Genomic DNA, 20,410 nt, shown 5'->3' with positions numbered 1-20,410 from the left:
TTACCGAGCCCCTTCGACGATCAACCGTTCACCGAAAAAGGAGGGTGCATCCCGCTGATGCATAAACCTTTCTTTAGGAAGAAAGGTTACACAGCTGGCCGACGGATCCTCAGGAGGTGCAGCGGTGAAACAGGAAAAATGTCAGGCCTGCCGGAATGGCGCAAAGTTCGACCTGCCCATCACCATGGCGTTCCAGCCCATGGTCGCCCTTGGCGCGGAAAAGATCTTTGCCTACGAGGCGCTGCTGCGCGGCAAGGACGGCGCTGGTCCGCGCGAAGTGTTCTCGCATGTCACTTCTGATACGCTTTACGCCTTTGACCAGAAGTGCCGCACCACCTCGATCGAACTGGCAGCAAAGCTGAACCTTGCCGACACCGGCGCACTCCTGTCGATGAACTTCCTGCCCAATGCGGTTTACGATCCAAAGGCCTGCATCCGGCTGACGCTTGAAACAGCGAAACGCACTGGATTTCCGGTGGACCAGATCATGTTTGAGTTCACCGAAACCGAACGGGTGAACACGGACAAGCTGATCGAAATCCTGACCACCTATCGCCGCCTTGGCTTCAAGACCTCCATCGATGATTTCGGCGCCGGCTATTCCGGCCTGAAACTGCTGACGATGTTCCAGCCGGATGTGGTGAAACTGGACGCCGGGCTGATCCGCAATATCGATGTCTCATCGGCGAAACAGACGATTGTTCGCAACACTATCAGGATGCTTGAGGAAATGGGTATCCTGATCGTCTGCGAAGGGATTGAAACCCAGGGCGAATACGATGCGCTATATGATCTGGGTGTGGACCTGATGCAGGGGTATCTGTTCGCCAAGCCGGGATTTGAGTCCCTCCCTGCGCCGCAATGGCCTGTCCACAGCAGCCTGTCCATGGAGCAAAGCATGCTACGCTGAGGCACACGCCAAAAGTTACCGTCACGTCATCCTCTTTTTGAGCGAATTCTCCCACCTCCGCCCGCTCCTATTTGATCCTGGTCACGTTCCACGCGTACGCCCGGCCTTAAAATTGCGCTGTATTTACGGGCACGGTGAAGGAGGTTTCCCATGTATCAACTGACCGAAGACGGCGACTGGACCAACGATTTTGACTACACTCAGACGAACGTCGCAGACATCCAACCCGGTCACAGCGTCAGCGGTACCGTAGGCGGCGCCGATGCGGGCGATCTGATCCGGGTCTCACTGGCCTATGATCAGCCCTACACGTTTACTCTGGAGGGCGACGGGGTTTCCTTTGAGATGCTGGATGACGGCACCGATGCCGGGGCAACAATCGACGGCAACACGATGACCTACACGGCCGAGCACCCCTCGGACTATTATAACATCCGCGTCACTGGCAGCGGCAGCTACACCGTCACCATGCAGGGCCTTCCTGCGGATTATCTGGAGGACGAGGACGCAGGCGACATGAGCGGCGCGCCAACTCTTGAGATCGGATCCAGCATAACGGGCGTCATCAATGGCAGCGCCCGCACCGGAGAGACCGACTACTATGCCTTCCACGCGATTGGCGGAATGGACTACGGGTTCTCCATGGCGCAGGCTGACTCGCCTTTTGGGGCCACGTCCGGCGGCTGGCTGGAAATCCTCGACGCGGATGGAGAGCCGGTCGACGGTGTGTCCGGCGGCGCCAGCGCCTGGGACGGATCAGTGAAGACCTTCTCGCCAGAGCTTTCCGGCACCTATTACCTCGCCGCCTGGACCTATTTCGGCTACTCCGGCGCCTATACGATCAGCAGCTATACGGACGCCGCACCGACCAATCTGGCCAGCCTCGGCACGATTTCCGCCACCGAAAGCGGTGGCTCCACAATGGTTACCCTGCGCGTTGATATCGCCGAGGCCCCCGAAAGCGATATCACGGGAACCGTCTCTGTCACCGCAGTGGACGCGGATTACTCTAAGACGGTCAACAGTTTCGACGCCGCCTTCACGCTGGAGGCAGGCCAGACCTATGTGAACGTCACCGTCCCGGTAGGCAGCAGTGCAGATTACTCAGAAGACACGATCTTTGTCGGTGATATTGCGGAAATTCGTGGTGCCGGGATCGACCAGGGTTTCCTCGCCTCAGAGAGCTTTGTCAGCGAGCTGAGCAACACCCCAACTGCGGGCGACGACGTTCTGGTCGGCACCGATGGAAAAGACCGCATTTTGGGCCTTGCGGGCGATGATGAAATTTCCGGCCTCGGCAGACGCGATACCCTGAAGGGCGGTGCTGGCCGCGACACGCTGGACGGAGACACTGGCAACGACAAACTTCTGGGCGGCACCGGTCGGGACAAGCTGTTCGGCGGCGACGGCGATGACAAACTGCTGGGCGGCGGCGCCCGTGACCGGCTGTTCGGTGGCAGTGATGCCGACATCCTGGACGGTCAGGGCGGCAACGATATTCTGACCGGTGGTCGTGGTCTGGATGTGTTCGTGTTCTCCGGCGACTTTGGCAATGACAAGATCCGCGATTTCAACGCCACACGCAACGGTGAGGACATTGATCTGAGCGGGGTGGAAAGCATCACCGGCATGCGGGATCTGCGCAACAATCACATGAGCCAGGAAGGCGACGACGTGCTCATTCAGGATGGTAACGGCAATTCGATCACGCTGCTGGACGTCGATATAGCCGACCTAGGTGTGGGCGATTTCATCTTCTGATCGTGTAATCGGATTTTCCACCGGGCCTGCATCGCGCAGGCCCGACTGGTCTGATATTGACCAGCAGGTACCCTGCCCGTTCAACCGTTTCGCGGCCCCTCAGGGTATAGCTGCAATTCCTCAGCGTGCGATCACGATATCGGCCTGCAACCCGCCCAGTTCGGCGCTTTCGGTCAGGCGCAGCGTGCCGCCATGCGCCCGCGCCACATCCACAACGATGGCAAGCCCCAGTCCAACCCCGGTTCCAAGGTTCTGATTGCGCGCAGCATCCAGCCGAGTAAAGGGACGTATCGCATCACCGCGCTGCTCAGGGTCGATACCGGGACCGTCATCCTCGACTCGGATGCGCAGGGATTTTTCCGTCAAAGTCACAGAGACCCGCGCCCGGCTGCCATATCGTACCGCGTTCGAGACCAGATTTTCCACCGCCCGGCGTATCGATTGCTGGCGTAGCATCACGGTGCCAGACCCGCTCAGCTCTCCCAGCATCACATCCTTGCCTTGCCGCTGCCAATCCTCGACAATGGCATGCGCCATTTGCATCGGATCCACCGGTTCAGGCTCGCCTGTTGACGCACCGCGGGAGAAATCCAGAAAGGCATCCAGAAGCGCCTGCATTTCATCGACATCACGTAACAGCGGTTCCGCTTCCTCTTCGTCCAACATCGCCAGCCCCAACTTCAGCCGAGTCAGCGGCGTGCGCAGATCGTGGCTCACCCCCGACAGCATCAGGGTCCGCTGCTCGATCTGCCGCTCGATCCGGGCGCGCATATCCACGAAGGCGCTGCCAGCGGCCCGTACCTCTGTCGCGCCACGCGGCGAATAAGGGATCATCCGTCCCCGGCCAAAGGCCTGCGCCGCATCTGCAAGCCGCTTGATCGGGCGCAGCTGATTGCGCAGGTAGATGAAAGAAATCAAAGCCATGAAAAGGCCGAAGAAAACCATCGTTACGATCAGCTGATGCGGCGCTGCCGCCGTCAACCGCCGCCTGTCCACCCGCAGTTCTATCCTGCCAAGGTCGGTATCCAGGAACACCTTGACCTCGCGGTTATCGGGAAACTGCGCCGCGACAAAACCCGGCAGATCCTGCTGCAACTTGTCCCGGACAACGCGGCCAGAGAATTCGTACCACCCCACTAGATCCTGCGGGTCAGGTTCACCCTCCTCAAGGAACCGTGCCCCCATCTGCAGAGGCTGCAGGAACGGAGCAATCCGCACCAGCATGTCCTGTTGGCTTTCCGCGCCTGCGCCCTGCTGTTGCAGCAATGCGACCTGCTGCATCACCGTGGCCGTCATCTGGGTGGTCACATCCTCCAGATCTCGTTTGATAAAGACGATGGAGACCACAAGCTGCATCGACACGATAGGCACGATCAAGATCAGCGCCGCCCGGCCATAAAGGCTCCGTGGAGAATATTGTTTGAGCCTTTGCAAGAACATGCGCTAAGCCTACAGGGTCGCCCCATGGCTGTGAAGGCACCCGGCAGGCTTTTGCCCCCGCGCCAGCAACAAAAGGAACGGATACCCGAATGCAGGCTCCAGACGATTTCAATCCCGCCCCCGGTCGTGCCGAAGAGCTGCAACCGGGTGTGCGCCGCATTCTGGCCCCGAACCCCTCGCCAATGACCTATCGCGGCACCAACACCTATCTGATCGGAACCCGGGATCTGGCGGTGATCGACCCAGGTCCGGTGCTGCCAGATCATCTGGAAGCGATTTTGGCCGCAGTGGGCCCTGATCAACGTATCGGTCATATCATCGTCACCCATGCCCATGTGGATCACTCCCCCCTTGCCGACGAGCTCAGCCAGCGTACCAGCGCGCCAGTCTATGGTTTTGGCCCGGCCAGCGCAGGCCGGAGCCCGGCGATGCAGCAACTGGTCGCGCAGGGCATGACAGGCGGCGGCGAAGGCATCGACACCGAGTTTACGCCTGACATCCCGGTGGCAGATGGCGATGTGATCTCCGGCGAGGGCTGGAACCTTGAGGTGCTGCACACGCCCGGGCATCTGGGCAACCACATCGCGCTGGCTTTTGGGGATGCCTGTTTCACCGCCGATCACGTGATGGGCTGGGCCAGTTCGCTGGTCTCGCCGCCCGATGGCGATCTGACCGACTTCATGGCTTCCTGCCGCAAGCTGCGCGCCCGCGACTGGCGGATCTTCTATCCCGGCCACGGCGCCCCGATCACTGACCCTGCCGGACGTCTCGACTGGCTGATCGCCCACCGCGAAGCCCGCGAAGCCGCCATCATTGATGCGCTGCGCTCCGGCCCGGCCCGCCCGGGCGATCTGGCCGCCCGGATCTATACCGAAACCCCGGCGGCCCTATTGCTCGCTGCCGAGCGCAACGTTCTGGCCCATCTCATTGACCTAATGGGAAAATCCCGCGTAGCCCCGGTCGGTGACCTGAGCGCAACCGCAGAATTCAGGCTGCTGGGCTGATCCCTGGACGACCCTGCCCCAGAGCGGTTTTCGGTCCCGGATTGTGCGATCCGATGTTATTTGCATTTTTTTCGCCTCTCCCTCTGGACGCCCCCACGCAGGGCCGCTATACGGCGCGGACCGTTCCGGCGTAGCTCAGCGGTAGAGCAGTTGACTGTTAATCAATTGGTCGTAGGTTCGATCCCTACCGCCGGAGCCATAAAAAGCCCTCAGGTCTTTACGACCTGAGGGCTTTTTTGGTTCCAGAATCTGGAGTGCTATTGGATGCGGGGGTATCGGCGCAAGAGGTGCACTCCCCTCCTTTTTTCTGAACCTGCTGGCCTTCTAAGTTACATTCTGGTCTCCAGTTGAGCGCTAGAGGTCAGAATGGCGAAGCGCCACGTCCGCGTTCTGCGGTCCGAACCCTGTGTCCGTGGATGTGGCCTTTGAGGCCATCAATTAGTCCATTTAATGCGACAGCTTTTTGTGTTCCTTGCCGTCCTCCGAGATGTGAAAGAGAGTGCAGTGGGGCACTGCCTTTGCGCCATGCTTTTTGAGCTCAAACCCAAAGACAGACGTTTTGATTTCCAATAAAGAGGAAAGAATTATCTGTGCATCTGGAAGTCCAGACGCCAGAGGTAATCAGTTGGTAACTCAGGTTGCTTGGCCACCCTTAAGGTAGGTGCAGTGCCTTCCCCCAAGCGCAGGCTTTCATCAAAAGGATGGAGCTATTGCGTCAAACTCTCCGACACCCAAAAAGCCCTCAGGTCTGCGCGACCTGAGGGCTTTTTATGGCTCCGGCGGTAGGGATCGAACCTACGACCAATTGATTAACAGTCAACTGCTCTACCGCTGAGCTACGCCGGAATGTGAGGCGTGGTATAGAAGTTCCATTGTGCCGCGTCCAGAGAAAATTCTCTCCTAGTTGCAGTTTTTTTTCAGCTCCTAAAGTCAGAGCGCGTTTTCTGCCTAACATATTGGTCTTAAGCCCTCTTTCGTCTCCGCGCCGATATCTCCTGTCACCTTGATAGGTCCGCTGTGGAACCGACCTCTGTCCACGCATTTTCAGCAGCAAGGCGGCCCAAAAGCCCGACCGGATTGCCACGTTGTCAGGCTCAGCGCCGAAGCCAGCCCCCTCCCCCGTTATTGGTCAACAGCACGGAGAGCCTGTGCCGCGGTGCGCCGACTTCAGGCGCACATATGGACGGACAGAAAGCTCTCGGCCTCGCACCAGATCTCATCGAGCAGTTCGATCTGGGTGATGTCGCAGCCTTCTGCGTGTTCGATCTCCAGCATCAGCTCGCGGAACCGGGTCAGGCCCAGGACCGCTGCCGATCCCGCCAGGCGGTGTGCCTCCTGGCGCAGCTCTGTCGTCAGCTCCTCGGCCTCAGCCAAAGCTGCCTTCAGCCGCTCCACGTCCTCGCAATACGTCGCGAGGAAGCCGCGGGCGCGTTCCGGGCCAAGCGCATCGAAGAACTGCACGATGTTTTCGTCCTGATTAACCTCCGGCAGCACCGGGGTTCGCCCTGCCCGACGAGCGATCACATCGGCAAGTTCCTGTTTGCTGATCGGCTTGGTGATGACCTCGGCGAATCCCGCGTCCAGAATGCGGGCGTGATCTTCGGCGGCGGCATGCGCTGTAAGGGCTACGATGTCGGTACCTTCCGCCAGTTTCCGCGCGCGGATCCGGCGAATTGCCTCGATCCCGTCCACCTCTGGCATGCTGATATCCATCAGGATCAGATCGAAACTGCCCGCTTCGGCGCAGTTGACCGCCTCCAGCCCGCCTGCGGCCGTGGTCACCCGTTGGCCCTGCTGGATCAGCATCTTCTCCAAGAGCAGGCGATTGATGTCATTGTCCTCGACGATCAGGACGGCACTGGTCTCCTGTTCCTGATCCGATTGCGCCTCGGCCTTGACCATGGGCGCGCTGGCCACTGGCAGCGGCAGCGACATCGAGAACAGGCTGCCTTCGCCAAGTTCGCTTTCGCAGGTGATTTCACCATCCATCGCCTGCACGATGCGGCGGGTGATCGCCAGGCCAAGCCCGGTGCCCTCATTGCCGCGCCGATAGCTGGAATCGAGCATGGTGAACTCTTCAAAGATGCGCTGCAGATCCTCCTGCGGGATACCGGGGCCGGTATCGGCGACATGGAAGTCCACCACATCCGTCTCCGGCAGGCGCTGGATATCGACAGAAACGGCGCCTTCATTGGTGAATTTCACGGCATTTGCGATCAGGTTGAGAAGCGCTTGCTGAATGGCGCGGGGCCGCCCTGCCACCACCGAGGATGGGCCAAGGCTGCAATGCAGCGACAGATCGATTCCCCGGCTCTTTGCGGTGGCCTGCTGGCTTTCGATCAAACCTTCGGCCAGCTCCTTGAGGTCGAAGACACGAATCTTTTCCGGGTCCACCCCTGCTTCGAGCCGCGACAGCTGCAACACGTCATTCACATGATGCAGCAGAAGCTCCCCCGACACTCGCATTGCCTGGAGATAGCGCATCTGTTCTCCCGAGGGATCGGTGTCTTCCAGAAGGTCGATCGCCCCCAGCACCCCGGTCAGAGGGGTACGCATTTCGTGGCTCATGACGGTGAGCAGATTGGCCTTGGCACGTTCACCTGCAAGGGCATCATCGCGGGCGGTGCGCAACTCTTCTTCGGCCTGCATCCGGTCCGAAATGTCACGCATGAAGCTGACAAAGACCATATCCTGCCCCGACTGACTGAGCGAGACCGAGAGTTCGACCGGAAAAATTTCACCGGACTTGCGCAACCCTTCAAGCTGGACCCGGCCGGCGCCGATCACTTTGGTCTGGCCGGTATTGAGGAAACGCGCCATGCCCCGGGCATGCGCTTCGCGCAGGTGCATCGGAATGATCAGCTCCTGCATCTTCTGCCCGATGACTTCGGCGCTGTTGTAGCCAAAAATCGTTTCGGCCGCGCCGTTGAACGCCTGGATACGGCCTTCGGTGTCGACCACCAGAATGGCGTCGAGAGAGGAGGAAATCATCGCCTCCATCTGCGCGGCGGCGCGGCTGCGCTCTTCGGCCAGCTGGCGCCCGCGCCGGTACATCTGCGCCAGCATTAGCGCGGTGATCGCAATGGCCGCGAATAACGCCAGAATGACCCAACCCAACTGGTAGAGGATATCGAACAGCTGTAGGCGCTTGGCCTCGGTTCCCTCGACCTGCATCACCACCCCGAACAGGGCAAGTTCACGCACCTTGTCGCCGTTCTGATTCAGTTCCGAACGGACCTGAGAGATGTTTTCAATCAACTGCTCGTCGCTGACATCGATCAGATCGGCCAAGCGATCCAGCCGCGCACTGAGATCGGACAGTAACTTGCTGCCCGCCTCGTTGTCGCGCAGCTCCTGAAACAGCGGGCTTTCCTGAAAGGTCGCAATACGGCTGTAATAAATGTCAAAGCGACGGCGCAGCAGGGGCAGGTCCTTTGCCTGCCGCGCTGCACCGGCTGCTGCATCCAGTTTAAGATGCTCGACCTCGGCCTGCGACATGACCCATTGCATGTTGTCCGTCGCGGCCGTCGATAGGCCCTCGAGCCTGAGGAGAACCTGTTGACCCAGGCGCACGGACTGTACCACCAGCAAAGGCAGAACGATCAGGGCCGCGACCAAAACCCAGCGCGACGCTAGTGGAAATCGCCAGTCCGTTTCTTTGGTCACCGGGCCACACCTTTACCGTTGGACGTTGATCCCCTCCAGCTGCCAGATGCTTCTGGAGTAGATCGCTTCGGTTTTATACGAGGGATTGCTATCGTAAGGGTAAACGATCCACAAAGGCCCCTTGGAGCGGACCGACATGGTCTTGCCATTGCGTTCATAGGCGATGATCGGCCCCCCTTCGATCGCATCGGACAGAGGCACCTCGACCATGTAATCGTTGATCGCCCGCGCTTGCAGGACACCAGAGGTCACCCCGAGATGGGCCATGAGATCCTTCAGGGATACGCCGGTGAAGGCCTGCGTGCCAGAGGTCCAGATGGTTTCCGTTTCAAAGGAGGTCTGGCCCAGCGACATTAGCTGATCGCGGGTGAAGGTCGTCGTCGAAGCATCATCCCCTTCGATCTGAACCGTCAGCAGCACGGTGTCGTCGCTGGCGGCCTGCGCCGACGACCCAAGCCCGAGCATCAGGCCCACCCCCAGCGCCAGAACCAGCGCGCCCAAAACATTCATCCAGCGGATCATCACAACACTCCTTTTGAAAATACCCAATTTCACCGCGTCGGACACTGACAGATTGTGCCCCCTCTGGCACCAACGCCTCGGGATATGCGCCTATCCCAAAGGATAGGACGCCTCCCGGATGGGTTATTAAAACCCAACCTTTTCAGCTGTCCTTCTCCAGCTTAATTCAGTTATCTTTCTAAATGTTTTATTGAAAACCGGCCCGGGGCACTATTGTCTGCAAGAGGGAAGACACGTCCAGCCGGGGATTGATACTTATGAAACCCTTGTCGTGTAGGTGTCGACTTTGATTGACCTTCGCTGTCGCTAACAGACTCTAGGAATTCTATGCGTATTCTTTTGGCAGATGATCATGACATGGTTCGCGAGACCATTTCCGCCTACCTCAAATCCGAGGGGGGCGCAGAGGTGTTGCTCGCCACCGATCTGCCGGGCGCGATGGAGCTGATCTCCGCGGAAGGCCCGTTTGACCTGGTGTTGCTGGACTACCAGATGCCCGGAATGACGGGACTGGATGGCCTGACTGAGGCGCTTGCGGCCAATGGCGGCAAGGGCGTTGCGATCCTCTCTGGCAGCGCTCCGGCCAATACTGCCCGGGCGGCGCTCGATGCCGGGGCCATCGGGTTCATTCCCAAGACCATGGGCGCGCAGTCGCTTTTGAACGCGGTCCGCTTCATGAGCGCGGGGGAAATCTATGCTCCGGTCGAGTTGATGCGCGCGGAAGAGAGCGCAAATACGCACCCCCTGGCCGAACGGCTGAGCCCACGGGAGCTGGAAGTCCTGAACGGCCTTTGCCGCGGCCTGTCGAACAAGGAAATCGCCCGCGAGTTGGACTTGCAAGAGGTCACCATTAAACTGCATGTGCGCACCCTCTGCCGCAAGCTTGACGCCAAGAACCGTACCCAAGCTGCCCTGACCGCCAAGGAAGCCGGTCTTTTCTGAACCGCGCCCGCAGACTGCGCCGCACTGGTCGCATTCAGCTGTTCTTTGGCAAGAGGCGGCATTCCTCCTCTCCGGCCGTGCGGCCTCTTGATCAGGCCGCCCTCTGCCGTTTCGCACGTCGGCGGGCCGCACCGGCTTCGGCCTTTTCATTCGCCATGTCCTGGATCCAGTCCTCCCAGATCGACCGGTTGTGGTCCAGTTGGACACTGTCGACAATCTCCACCCGTCCCAGAACCGCAGCCTCAAAGCTTTCCTGTTTCACCTTGCCATAGGCATCGGGCACAAGCCGCCGAACGATCTCGGTCTGCGCGATACCGGCAACAGCGGCCTTGGTGGCATGAAGGATACGCGGCGCATGGCGTTTGATTGCTGCAAGGAGACTGCCCGCCCGCACCAGATAGATGCCGGAATTCCACAGGACATCAGGATCGGCCTCATCCCCCCCCACTCCGGCGCTATACAATGCCTGCATCGGCTCCTGTCCCCGGCGCCGCGACAAGGTTCTGAGACGACCATAAGGCCCGTGATCACGGGTTGCCACCGCCACGATACCGCCCTGTTTGGCCGCAGGCAGTGCCGCGTCCAGCGTCTGAAGCAAACGGCCTTCGGAGGCGCAGGAATGGCTGGCAGGCATGATCAGCAACAGCGCATCCGGCACATCGCGGAACCGCAGCGCAACGGCCGCGAGAGCCGCAGCGGATTTCGACAGCCCCGGCTCGACCAGCAGGGAGCCCTTTACGCCCACCGCGCACATCTGCTGCGCTGCCAGACCTTGATTGGCTTCGCAGGTGACCACCGTCGGAGCGGCAAACATCGGATGATCCAGACAGCGGATAACCGATTGGAACCGGCTTTCGATCATCGCTTCCGCGAAGAAATGCGCCGGAACGCGCTCTTCCCCTGCCGGAACCACAGAATTTGCCTGCCCTGCCATCACCACTGGAAAAATCATAACAACCCTCGCCGGAGTAAACTGATGCCGACAGGTTTACAGAAACTTCACACAAAAAGCGCCTATCCATGGGGCTGCGCAGCGCGCCCAAAAGGATAGGTCGCGCGCAAAGGCGCACCCCATGCGGGCAGCGCTAGGCCAGGCGGCGGTCAGCCTAAGGAGGCAGGCAGATGCGCATAGCCCCGAAACCGCATCCGACCGCCGGAGACCCGCCCCGGCAGCAGATGGTAATTCGGAAAGCGACTGAGGAAGCGTTCAATAGCGATCTTGCCTTCCAGCCGCGCCAGAGTCAGCCCGACGCAGACGTGCGGGCCACCGGCAAAGGCCAGATGCCGGTTCGGCTTGCGCGAGATGTCGAAGCGCTCGGGGTGGTCGAACACCTCCGGATCACGGTTGGCGGCGCCGATCACCAGATGCAGGTTGGTGCCCCGCGGGATCTCAAGCCCGCCGATCTCCACCATCCGCGTGGTTTCCCGGTTGCCCAGCTGGTTCGGGGACCGCATCCGCAGCATCTCCTCCACCGCCGGTTTGATCAGCTCCGGATCCGCCTGCAGCCGTGCGCGCTGGTCCGGGTGATCATTCAAGAGCGCCAGACCATTGCCAATCAGGTTGGTTGTGGTCTCATGGCCCGCGTTGAGGATAAAGATACAATTCTGGATCAGCTCGATCTCGCTCAGCTGCTCATCTGCGCCCTCACCCCGGATCAGCCGGGTCAGCACGTCGGTTTCCGGATCGCCCGGCTGGGCCCGGCGCCGGGCAATAAGGTCGGTCAGGTAGTCCTTGAACTCTTCCACCGCCTTATGCCCGCGCTTCAGCTCCTCATCGCTGAGCGCAGGTTCCAGCGCCCCGAGGATCGCCAGCGACCAATCGCGCAGCGGCCCGCGTTCCTCCATCGGCACGTCCAGCAGGTTGCCGATGATCTGGATCGGAATGGTCGAGGCGAAATCCTCGATCAGATCAACCTCCTCGCGCCCTTCCATGGCGTCCAGCAGATGATCAACAGTCTCCACCAGCCCTGCCTCCATCCGCCCGATGGCGCGCGGCGTCAAGGCCGAGGTCATGATCTTGCGCACGCGTGTGTGCAGCGGCGGGTCGGAAAACACCAGCGATGTGGTGTGATGTTCGAACAGCGGTGAGCCTTCGCCGAACTTGGGCGCAAAGGCGGCCTTCTTATCCGAAGAGAAAGACGTGGTGTCCCGATAGATCCGGTCCAGATCCTCATGTCGGCAGATCAGCACCGAGCCATCGGGTTGCTGCAGAATGGGGGCTTCAGCCAGCAGGGCGTCGTAGAAGGGAAACGGATCCTCCACAAAACCCTCGGGCGGGTTTGCCAGATCAAAATTCAGAATATCGGGTGCGGTTTGCGGTTGTGTCACGTCGTCTCCTCCCAGAACGTGCCGTAACGTCCGCTGTCGTTTTGAGACTGTCAATCGCTGCGGCGCAAAATTCCGCTGCGAAACCAGCGTGACAGCCCCCGGCGCCCCGGATATGTTCGCCCTATGTCCACGCCTATCTCATCCATCCGCAACCTTGGCCCGGCCTCGGAAGAGTCCTTTGCCCGTGCAGGCATCCACTCCGCCGAAGAGCTGCGCGAGCTTGGCGCGGATGCGGCCTATGCGCGGCTGCTGCAGGCGGGCAGCCGCCCTCATTTCATCGGGTACTATGTGCTGGTGATGGGGCTTCAGGGGCGTCCGTGGAACGATTGCAAGGGCGAAGAGAAAAAAGCCCTGCGCAAGCGGTTCGACCAGATCAAGACGGAAAACACCACGGCCAAGAGCGAGGCCGCCGGTCTGTCGCGACTGGAGCGCGAACTAGACGCCATAGGCGTCATTCCCCGTCGGGGATAAGCGCTCCTCCCCCCTTCCGAAGGAAACGGACGAACGAAAAAGGCCGCCCCGGTATCCCGAGGCGGCCCTGAAATCCGGGTCACGGAAAGTCAGGCTTAGCCGACCAGTTCCAGACCGGAGAAGAAGTATGCGATTTCAACCGCTGCGGTTTCCGGCGCGTCGGAGCCGTGAACCGAGTTTTCGCCAACCGATTCCGCGAACTCGGCGCGGATGGTGCCGGGAGCAGCGTCTGCCGGGTTGGTGGCGCCCATGATTTCGCGGTTTTTCGCGATGGCGTTTTCACCTTCCAGAACCTGACACACGATCGGCTCGGAGGACATGAATTCGCACAGTTCGTCATAGAAGGGACGCTCGGCGTGCACTTCGTAGAACTTGCCGGCCTGTTCCTTGGTCAGGTGGATGCGCTTTTGCGCGACGATGCGCAGACCTGCTTCTTCGAATTTGGCGTTGATTGCGCCGGTCAGGTTACGGCGGGTTGCATCGGGCTTGATGATCGAAAAGGTGCGTTCCAGTGCCATCGGGCGTTCTCCATTAGTGTTCGGCCGGGGCAAATCCCCGCGCCGGATATATCGCGCGCCGGGTAACATGCCTGCGCTCGCTTGGGAAGGGCTGAGTTGCTCCCTGGCGCTCAAATCCACGCTGTCAACACGGCCTGCGATCAGCCCGCTTCGGGCAAAGGTTCGCGTATATCGACCCAGCGCACATACAGCGCCGAGGCCAGCGCCAGGATACTGGCGCACAGGATGATTCCCAGCACCATGAAGGGCGCGTTTTCAGGCGCCACCAAAGCACCGGTCAGAGAGGTCAGAACCGCCCCCAGCGCCACCGACAAGGCCCCCGACAACCCCGAAGCGCTGCCCGCCAGATGCGGGCGCACCGACATCAGCCCGGCGCTGGCATTGGCGATGGTGAGACCGTTGCCAAATCCGACGCAGATCGCGGCGCCGAAAAACACCGGAACCGAGCCCTGCCCCAGCGCGAACAGGATCAAACCCCCAAGCGGGCCGAGCGTCGCGCTGATACGGCCAATCAGGATCAGCGTCAGCAGCGACACCCGCCCCGCCACTCGTCCGGTGATGAAATTGCCCACCATGAAACCACTCGTGATGATGCCGATGCCCAGCCCCACCATGGCAGGGCTGAGGTCGAACCAGGCCGCTGCCACCAGCGGCGCCCCGGTGATGAAAGAGAAGAACCCGCCGACCGAAAAGGCCACACAAAGGCTGTACCCCCAGAACCGGCGCGAGGCCAACAGCTCAGGATAGGTGCGCATCTGGGCGCCAAAGGTGGCCGAGCGGTTGTCGTTCGTCTCGCCCCAGTCGCCCCAGGCCAGCGCCAGCATCGCAAGGCCCATCACGGTATAAAGGATGAATCCCGCCCGCCAGCCAAAGGCCATTTCGAGAAAACCGCCCAGCATCGGCCCCAGCATCGGCGCCAGCGCCATCGCCATGGAGACATAGCCCATCTTGCTGGCGGCCTCTTCGGCGCTGTGCATGTCGCGGATCGCAGCGCGGGAGACCACCTGCCCCGCCACCACGGCCCCTTGCAGCAAGCGAAAGCCAAGGAACACCCAGATCGATTGCGCCAGCGCGCAGCCGATTGAGGCAAGGGCAAAGACCAGCAGCGACACCAGCACCACCGGGCGACGTCCGAAGCGGTCCGACAAAGGCCCCATAACCAGCTGCAATACTGCAGAAATCGCCAGGTAACCGGCGATGGACAGGTTCACCAGACCATAGTCGGCCTGAAAATCCTCTCCGATCCGTGCCAGCGACGGCAGGAACATGTTGAGCGACAGCACCGAAAGGGCGGTGCCGAAGATCAGCGTGGCAATATGAGGGGCCGTTTGCGCAGCTCGCATGGCAGTCACCGGACGTAGAACGGGAGAAAGACGAATTCCCGCCTTGGCTATCACGTGCTCCGGGGATGGGCCAGTTGATACCCAGTTGAGACGCAGCGTGCAAAGGCGCTGGTCGGGCGCGATACCCTCTGCTATGAGCGCGGCCATGCTACGTATTTCGGACATCACCTATTCGGTCGAAGGCCGCCCCCTGTTCGACGGGGCCAGCGCCACCATTCCCACCGGCCACAAGGTTGGCCTTGTGGGGCGCAACGGCACCGGGAAGACCACCCTCTTCCGCCTGATCAAGGGCGAGCTTGCACTGGAAGGAGGCAGCATCTCGCTGCCGTCCCGTGCGCGCATCGGCGGCATCGCACAAGAGGCACCCGCCTCGGACGTGTCGCTGATCAACACGGTTCTGGCCGCCGACCTCGAACGGGCCGAACTGATGGCCGAAGCCGAAACCACAACCGATCCTGATCGCATCGCCGAGGTGCAGACCCGGCTCGCCGACATCGACGCCTGGTCCGCCGAGGCCCGCGCGGCCTCCATCCTCAAGGGGCTTGGCTTTGACGAAGAGGCGCAACAGCGCCCCTGCGCCGATTTCTCGGGTGGCTGGCGGATGCGGGTGGCGCTTGCCGCTGTGTTGTTCTCTGAGCCCGATCTGCTGCTGCTCGACGAGCCGACCAACTATCTCGACCTCGAAGGCGCGCTCTGGCTTGAGGCCTATCTGGTGAAATACCCTCATACGGTCATCATCATCAGCCACGACCGCGAACTTCTGAACCGCTCGGTCGGGGGGATCCTGCATCTGGAGGATCGCGGCCTCATCTACTACGGCGGCAACTACGACCAGTTCGCCCGCCAGCGTGCCGCCAACCGCGCCAATCAGGCCGCAGCCGCCAAGAAACAAGAGGCGCAGCGCGCCCACCTGCAGGCATTCGTGGACCGGTTCAAGGCCAAGGCCAGCAAGGCCAAGCAGGCGCAAAGCCGCGTGAAGATGCTGGAAAAGATGGAAACCATCCGCGCGCCCGAAGACGCAGCACGCACAGTCTTCACCTTCCCGGAGCCCGAAGAACTGTCGCCGCCGATCATCGCCACCGAGGGCGTTTCGGTGGGCTATGGCGACACGGTAATCCTCAGCAAACTGGACCTGCGCATCGATCAGGACGACCGGATTGCGCTGCTGGGCAAGAACGGCGAAGGCAAATCCACCCTGTCGAAAATGCTCTCGGGCCGTCTTGCACCGATGTCCGGCAAGATGACGCAATCGAGCAAGCTGCGCATCGGTTTCTTTGCCCAGCATCAGGTCGACGAGCTTTATATCGACGAAACCCCGCTGCAGCACCTGCAGCGCGAGCGCCCCGAAGAAGGTCAGGCGAAACTGCGGGCACGCCTTGCGGGCTTTGGCCTTGGCGCCGCGCAGGCGGATACCGAGGTCGGACGCCTGTCGGGCGGGCAAAAGGCGCGCCTGTCACTGCTTCTGGCAACACTGGATGCGCCGCATCTTCTGATCCTCGACGAGCCGACCAACCACCTTGATATCGAAAGCCGCGAAGCGCTGGTGGAAGCGCTGACCGCCTATACCGGGGCGGTGATCCTTGTCAGCCACGACATGCACCTTCTGAGCCTTGTGGCCGACCGGCTGTGGCTGGTGTCGCAAGGTACGGTGAAACCCTATGAGGGCGATCTGACCTCTTACCGGTCGCTGCTGCTGGAAAAGGACAAACCGGCGTTGAAACCGGCCGCTGCCAAGCCAAAGCCGAAACGCCCCACGCGCGATGCCATGCTGGCGCTGCGCGCGGAGGCCCGTAAAGCCGAGGAACGCGTCAGCAAACTGACCGCAATGAAGGACAAGCTTGACATCAAGCTAGCGGACCCGGAACTCTACGAGGCAGAGAAGAAGGACGAAGCCCGCGTCTGGCAAGGCAAGCACGCCGAAGTCATCGAGGCGCTGGACCGCGCCGAACTGCTGTGGATGCGGGCGCTGGAGAAACTGGAAAAAGCCGAAGCCCTATGATCGATACGGCCTTTATGATCACCTCTTTTGTCACGCTTTTCGTGATTATTGATCCTATTGGCCTGACCCCGATCTTTCTGGCGCTGACACAAGGCATGACCGCGTCCGAGCGGCGTGGCGTGGCCATTCGCGCGTCGCTGACCGCGACCTTCATCCTCGCGCTTTTCACCCTGTTCGGAGAGGCGGTTCTGGCCTTTGTCGGCATCTCAATGCCCGCCTTCCGCGTCGCAGGTGGCGCGCTGCTGTTCCTCACTGCGCTCGACATGCTGTTCGAACGGCGCACCAAACGCCGCGAGCATCAGGGCGAGGAAGCCACCGAGGTCGAGGACCCCTCCGTCTTTCCCATCTCCATCCCGCTGATCGCAGGCCCCGGCTCGATTGCAACCGTGATCCTGCTCGCCGGTCAGAAACCGGGCATCGAAGGCTTTGCCCTGGTGATGAGCATCGTTCTGGCGGTGTTGTCGCTGATGCTGGTGATGTTCCTTGTCTCCGGCGTGCTGGAGCGGCTTCTGGGCAAGACCGGGATCAACGTGGTGACCCGGCTTCTGGGCATGCTACTGGCGGCGCTTTCGGTGCAGTTCATTCTGGACGGTCTGCGCGCCTTTGGCTTTGCCGCAGGCTAGTATCGCGGCGCGAACTTCCTACATCAGAAAGCAGGAGGCGCGCTGATGACCGATATGGACTATGCCCGGGTGATTTATCTTGTCCTGCTGCTGGTGGCGGTAGGATCCTGGGTCTTCGTGCAGAACCGGCAGTCGCTGGGCAAGACGGTGCAGATGCTCGCCGTTTGGGCGTTTATCTTCCTTGGGGTGATCGCTGCCTATGGTCTGTGGGGTGATATCCGCAGCACGGTAATGCCACAGCAAAGCGTGATCACCGAACAAGGCCGGGTGGAGGTGCCAATGGCGCCGGATGGTCACTACTACCTGACCCTGTCGGTCAACGGCACGCCAGTCAATTTCCTGGTGGATACCGGCGCCAGTCAGGTGGTGCTGAGCCACGCGGACGCTGAGCGCGCCGGGATCGACACCGACAAACTGGCCTATCTGGGCCGCGCGCAGACCGCCAATGGCGAAGTGCGCACCGCCTCTTTCTGGGTGGATGAGATGTCGCTTGGCGGGATCACCGACAGCGATGTGCGGGTTTGGGTCAACGCCGGTGAGATGGATAAATCCCTGCTTGGCATGGGCTATCTGCAACGCTGGTCACGGATCGAGATCCAGAACCGCGCCCTTGTGCTGACCCGTTAAGTTACGGAGCAACGCAACGGGGCAGAGATGCGCGCTGCCCCATAGTCTGAACGCCCATTTTTATTGCTGGGCTTACTTGCTGAGCCGCGCCTTGGGATACCCCGCGCCGCGCACGGCGTTCAGGGCTTCATCACCTGCCCCAGTGGCAGTGAAAGGCCCTGCCAAAACAACTTTGTAGGTCTTGCCCTTGCGGGTGAGCGTGCCGAGACGGACCGGCAAGCCCGTGCTGCGGGCCAGATCCCGCGCAGCAGCGCGCGCCGCCGCCGGATCGGCAAAGGTCGCCGCACGGACGTAGCGACGCGGTGTGGCTTCAGATGCAGCCGCTCCCGCCTCGGGGTCCGACCTGGTCGACAGACGCAATGCCAGCGGCTCGCGCGCCTCGGCGGCGCTGCGGGCATGACGCCCCGACAATGTGACCGTCTGCCGGTCCAGCGGTTTGCGCACCAGTTTACGCGGCAGGCCATCGGTCCAGACCTCGGCCATCTGCGCATCTCCTGCAGCGCTGCGCACGCCGCGCATGGTATTCATGCGGTCGTCATCCCGTTCCACCCGGACGTAACCCGGCGGCACCGCAGTCTGTCCATTCGGCGTGGCCGCTGTCAGCGTACGCTCGGCGCGCCGGGGGTTCAGGCGATCATCCTCCCAGACCGGGCGGTAGCCTTGCGGCACCGTCAGCCCCGTGCTCAGTCTGCGCTGCTGATAGACATGTGCGGGCAGGATACGGGTGTTGGGCGCCAGTTGAAGCGACGAGTTCTGATCGCCCGCCCTGTCCCGGCCATAAGTCACCGGCGCTTCGGCCTGCGGGCCACAGCGGACGCCTGCGGATTTGTTGATGTACTGCTGGCTGATCGCCGAAGCCCCAGGGCAGCCGCCAGACGTCGGCGCCGTGCGCACTTGCTGCGGTGCAGGCTGCGGCGCCGGAACAACCGGAGCCGGTTTCACGACACGCCGGGGCGCGGCGGTGGTGACCCGCGTGGGGCGGGCACTGGTGCTTTGCGCAGTGCGGCGCGGTTTGGTGGTTGCGGCAACTGCAGGGGCGCTTGCAGGAGCCGTCGTCCGAGACGTGGGCGTCGCCTTTTTGGCGGGAGCCGTTGCAACCGCGGTCGCGGCAGGCTGCTGTTCCTGCGGCAGGGTGATGATTTCAGGCCCCGCGTTCGCCTGCGGCTGGCGTTTAGCAGCCCCTGCGATGGTAGTAGGCTTGTAGCCGCACAATTGCTTGCGGCTGCGGGTTACGCGGGGCACCCAGTTCACATTGCCGTCGATCCCGGCGCGGATATAGATACAACCGCGGCTGTCGACATATTGCTTACCCTTGTAAGAGGCCGGGGGCACCTCTGCTGGGGGACCGGAGGCCCGCAGCGTCTGCGCCTCCACGGCCTGACCCACGCCTTGAACGCTCAGCGTGCCTGCAATGATGGCGAGCGCGACAATTCTTGTTATCTTCATACCAGAGCCCCACAACATATGGGCATACGATGCCTGATAACCAAATCTTAGTAAACCCGGCGCCGGGCACAATCTGGCGGCGTTCGGGCAAATTGTTGCCCCGGCTCCGCTGCCAATGCAGGCAGCGGGCCCAGAGCCACCAAATACGAATTACTTGGTGCCGAACATGCGGTCGCCGGCATCGCCAAGACCGGGCATGATATAGCCTTTTTCGTTCAGCTCGCGATCCAGCGAGGCAGTGACGATCGGCACATCCGGATGCGCCTCTTTCATGCGCGCAACGCCTTCCGGCGCGGCCAAGAGACAAAGGAAACGGATGTTGTTGGCACCGGCCTCTTTCAAGAGGTCGATGGCCGCTGCCGAGGAGTTGCCGGTCGCCAGCATCGGATCGACGGCGATCACCAGACGATCCTTCAGACCTTCGGGCGCCTTGAAGTAATATTGCACCGGCTGCAGGGTTTCCTCGTCGCGGTAGAGACCCACAAATCCAACCCGGGCCGAAGGGATCAGTTCCAGCACGCCATCCAGCATGCCGTTGCCCGCCCGCAGGATCGACACCAGCGCCAGTTTCTTGCCCGCCAAGATCGGCGCTTCCATTTCCTCCATCGGGGTGTCGATAGTGGTGGTGGTCAGCGGCATTTCGCGAGTGATCTCATAGGCCAGAAGCTGGGTGATCTCGCGCAGCAGACGCCGGAACCCGGCAGTCGATGTGCCCTTGTCCCGCATCAGGGTCAGTTTGTGCTGGACCAGCGGATGATCAACAACGGTCAGATGTTCGGACATATCGGCACTCTCCTGCGAATAAATTTG

At 61.3% G+C, this 20,410-nt stretch carries 17 protein-coding genes and 2 tRNA genes; 9 read left to right on the top strand and 10 right to left on the bottom strand.

Going from position 1 to position 20,410, the window contains the following annotated elements; all coding sequences use genetic code 11:
* The first annotated feature begins 124 nt into the window (after nt 1-124).
* Both JL2886_RS18270 and JL2886_RS18265 read left to right on the top strand, forming a co-directional pair.
* Complete coding sequence (locus JL2886_RS18270; RefSeq protein WP_237028397.1) at nt 125-910, top strand: EAL domain-containing protein; 786 nt, start codon at nt 125-127, stop codon at nt 908-910.
* A gap of 150 nt (nt 911-1,060) precedes the next feature.
* Nucleotides 1,061-2,671 (top strand): calcium-binding protein, encoded by a 1,611-nt coding sequence (locus JL2886_RS18265; protein ID WP_065273301.1) that lies wholly within the window; start codon nt 1,061-1,063, stop codon nt 2,669-2,671.
* A gap of 120 nt (nt 2,672-2,791) precedes the next feature.
* Here the strand turns inward: JL2886_RS18265 and JL2886_RS18260 are convergent, their stop codons facing one another.
* Entirely contained in the window at nt 2,792-4,111 is a 1,320-nt protein-coding gene (locus JL2886_RS18260; RefSeq protein ID WP_065273300.1) for an ATP-binding protein, read from the bottom strand.
* An 89-nt stretch (nt 4,112-4,200) separates the two neighbouring features.
* Here JL2886_RS18260 and JL2886_RS18255 point away from each other — a divergent pair, with 89 nt between their 5' ends.
* Entirely contained in the window at nt 4,201-5,115 is a 915-nt protein-coding gene (locus JL2886_RS18255) for an MBL fold metallo-hydrolase (protein ID WP_065273299.1), read from the top strand.
* Between the two features lie 124 nt (nt 5,116-5,239).
* Nucleotides 5,240-5,314 (top strand) — tRNA-Asn (locus JL2886_RS18250).
* Between the two features lie 572 nt (nt 5,315-5,886).
* Here JL2886_RS18250 and JL2886_RS18245 read toward each other — a convergent pair.
* The 3 genes from JL2886_RS18245 to JL2886_RS18235 form a co-directional block, all read right to left on the bottom strand.
* Nucleotides 5,887-5,961: transfer RNA gene (locus JL2886_RS18245), tRNA-Asn, on the bottom strand.
* Nucleotides 5,962-6,282: 321 nt separating this feature from the next.
* On the bottom strand, nt 6,283-8,781 hold the full coding sequence (locus JL2886_RS18240) for a hybrid sensor histidine kinase/response regulator (RefSeq protein ID WP_065273298.1): 2,499 nt from the start codon (nt 8,779-8,781) through the stop codon (nt 6,283-6,285).
* A gap of 12 nt (nt 8,782-8,793) precedes the next feature.
* The gene (locus JL2886_RS18235) at nt 8,794-9,303 is read right to left on the bottom strand and encodes a molybdopterin-dependent oxidoreductase (protein ID WP_082996126.1); all 510 of its coding nucleotides are present in this window, start codon (nt 9,301-9,303) and stop codon (nt 8,794-8,796) included.
* Nucleotides 9,304-9,630: 327 nt separating this feature from the next.
* Here JL2886_RS18235 and JL2886_RS18230 point away from each other — a divergent pair, with 327 nt between their 5' ends.
* Nucleotides 9,631-10,245, top strand: a complete 615-nt coding sequence (locus JL2886_RS18230; protein ID WP_065273297.1) for a response regulator — start codon at nt 9,631-9,633, stop codon at nt 10,243-10,245.
* 91 nt (nt 10,246-10,336) lie between these two features.
* On the opposite strand, the gene JL2886_RS18225 is transcribed toward JL2886_RS18230, so the two are convergent.
* Nucleotides 10,337-11,197, bottom strand: coding sequence for a hypothetical protein (locus JL2886_RS18225; protein ID WP_065273296.1), 861 nt, complete (start codon nt 11,195-11,197; stop codon nt 10,337-10,339).
* 149 nt (nt 11,198-11,346) lie between these two features.
* Nucleotides 11,347-12,573: a cytochrome P450 gene (locus tag JL2886_RS18220; protein WP_065273295.1), complete on the bottom strand. Its 1,227-nt coding sequence runs from the start codon at nt 12,571-12,573 to the stop codon at nt 11,347-11,349.
* Between the two features lie 123 nt (nt 12,574-12,696).
* Here JL2886_RS18220 and JL2886_RS18215 point away from each other — a divergent pair, with 123 nt between their 5' ends.
* A complete protein-coding gene (locus JL2886_RS18215; RefSeq protein ID WP_065273294.1) occupies nt 12,697-13,044 on the top strand; it encodes a TfoX/Sxy family protein in 348 nt (115 codons plus the stop codon).
* A gap of 95 nt (nt 13,045-13,139) precedes the next feature.
* On the opposite strand, the gene ndk is transcribed toward JL2886_RS18215, so the two are convergent.
* Nucleotides 13,140-13,562, bottom strand: coding sequence for a nucleoside-diphosphate kinase (ndk, locus tag JL2886_RS18210; protein ID WP_065273293.1), 423 nt, complete (start codon nt 13,560-13,562; stop codon nt 13,140-13,142).
* 140 nt (nt 13,563-13,702) lie between these two features.
* Entirely contained in the window at nt 13,703-14,905 is a 1,203-nt protein-coding gene (locus JL2886_RS18205) for a multidrug effflux MFS transporter (RefSeq protein ID WP_065273292.1), read from the bottom strand.
* A gap of 145 nt (nt 14,906-15,050) precedes the next feature.
* Between JL2886_RS18205 and JL2886_RS18200 the strand changes: the two genes are divergently transcribed.
* Genes JL2886_RS18200 through JL2886_RS18190 form a run of 3 tightly spaced genes read left to right on the top strand, consistent with a single transcriptional unit; the run spans nt 15,051 to nt 18,154 of the window.
* Complete coding sequence (locus JL2886_RS18200) at nt 15,051-16,904, top strand: ABC-F family ATP-binding cassette domain-containing protein (RefSeq protein WP_065273812.1); 1,854 nt, start codon at nt 15,051-15,053, stop codon at nt 16,902-16,904.
* Nucleotides 16,901-17,527 (top strand): MarC family protein, encoded by a 627-nt coding sequence (locus JL2886_RS18195; RefSeq protein ID WP_065273291.1) that lies wholly within the window; start codon nt 16,901-16,903, stop codon nt 17,525-17,527. Before JL2886_RS18200 ends, JL2886_RS18195 begins: the two co-directional genes overlap by 4 nt.
* 45 nt (nt 17,528-17,572) lie before the next feature.
* Nucleotides 17,573-18,154 (top strand): retropepsin-like aspartic protease family protein, encoded by a 582-nt coding sequence (locus tag JL2886_RS18190; RefSeq protein ID WP_065273290.1) that lies wholly within the window; start codon nt 17,573-17,575, stop codon nt 18,152-18,154.
* Nucleotides 18,155-18,226: 72 nt separating this feature from the next.
* On the opposite strand, the gene JL2886_RS18185 is transcribed toward JL2886_RS18190, so the two are convergent.
* Together JL2886_RS18185 and upp are read right to left on the bottom strand one after the other, a co-directional pair.
* Nucleotides 18,227-19,600 (bottom strand): SPOR domain-containing protein, encoded by a 1,374-nt coding sequence (locus JL2886_RS18185; RefSeq protein WP_065273289.1) that lies wholly within the window; start codon nt 19,598-19,600, stop codon nt 18,227-18,229.
* A 150-nt stretch (nt 19,601-19,750) separates the two neighbouring features.
* A complete protein-coding gene (upp, locus tag JL2886_RS18180) occupies nt 19,751-20,383 on the bottom strand; it encodes a uracil phosphoribosyltransferase (protein ID WP_065273288.1) in 633 nt (210 codons plus the stop codon).
* Between the last annotated feature and the right edge of the window lie 27 nt (nt 20,384-20,410).

The sequence above is a fragment of the Phaeobacter gallaeciensis genome, from assembly GCF_001678945.1.
Lineage (GTDB): Bacteria > Pseudomonadota > Alphaproteobacteria > Rhodobacterales > Rhodobacteraceae > Phycobacter > Phycobacter gallaeciensis_A.
Note: the sequence above shows the minus strand (reverse complement) of the source record. Positions and strands in the feature narration are given on the sequence as shown.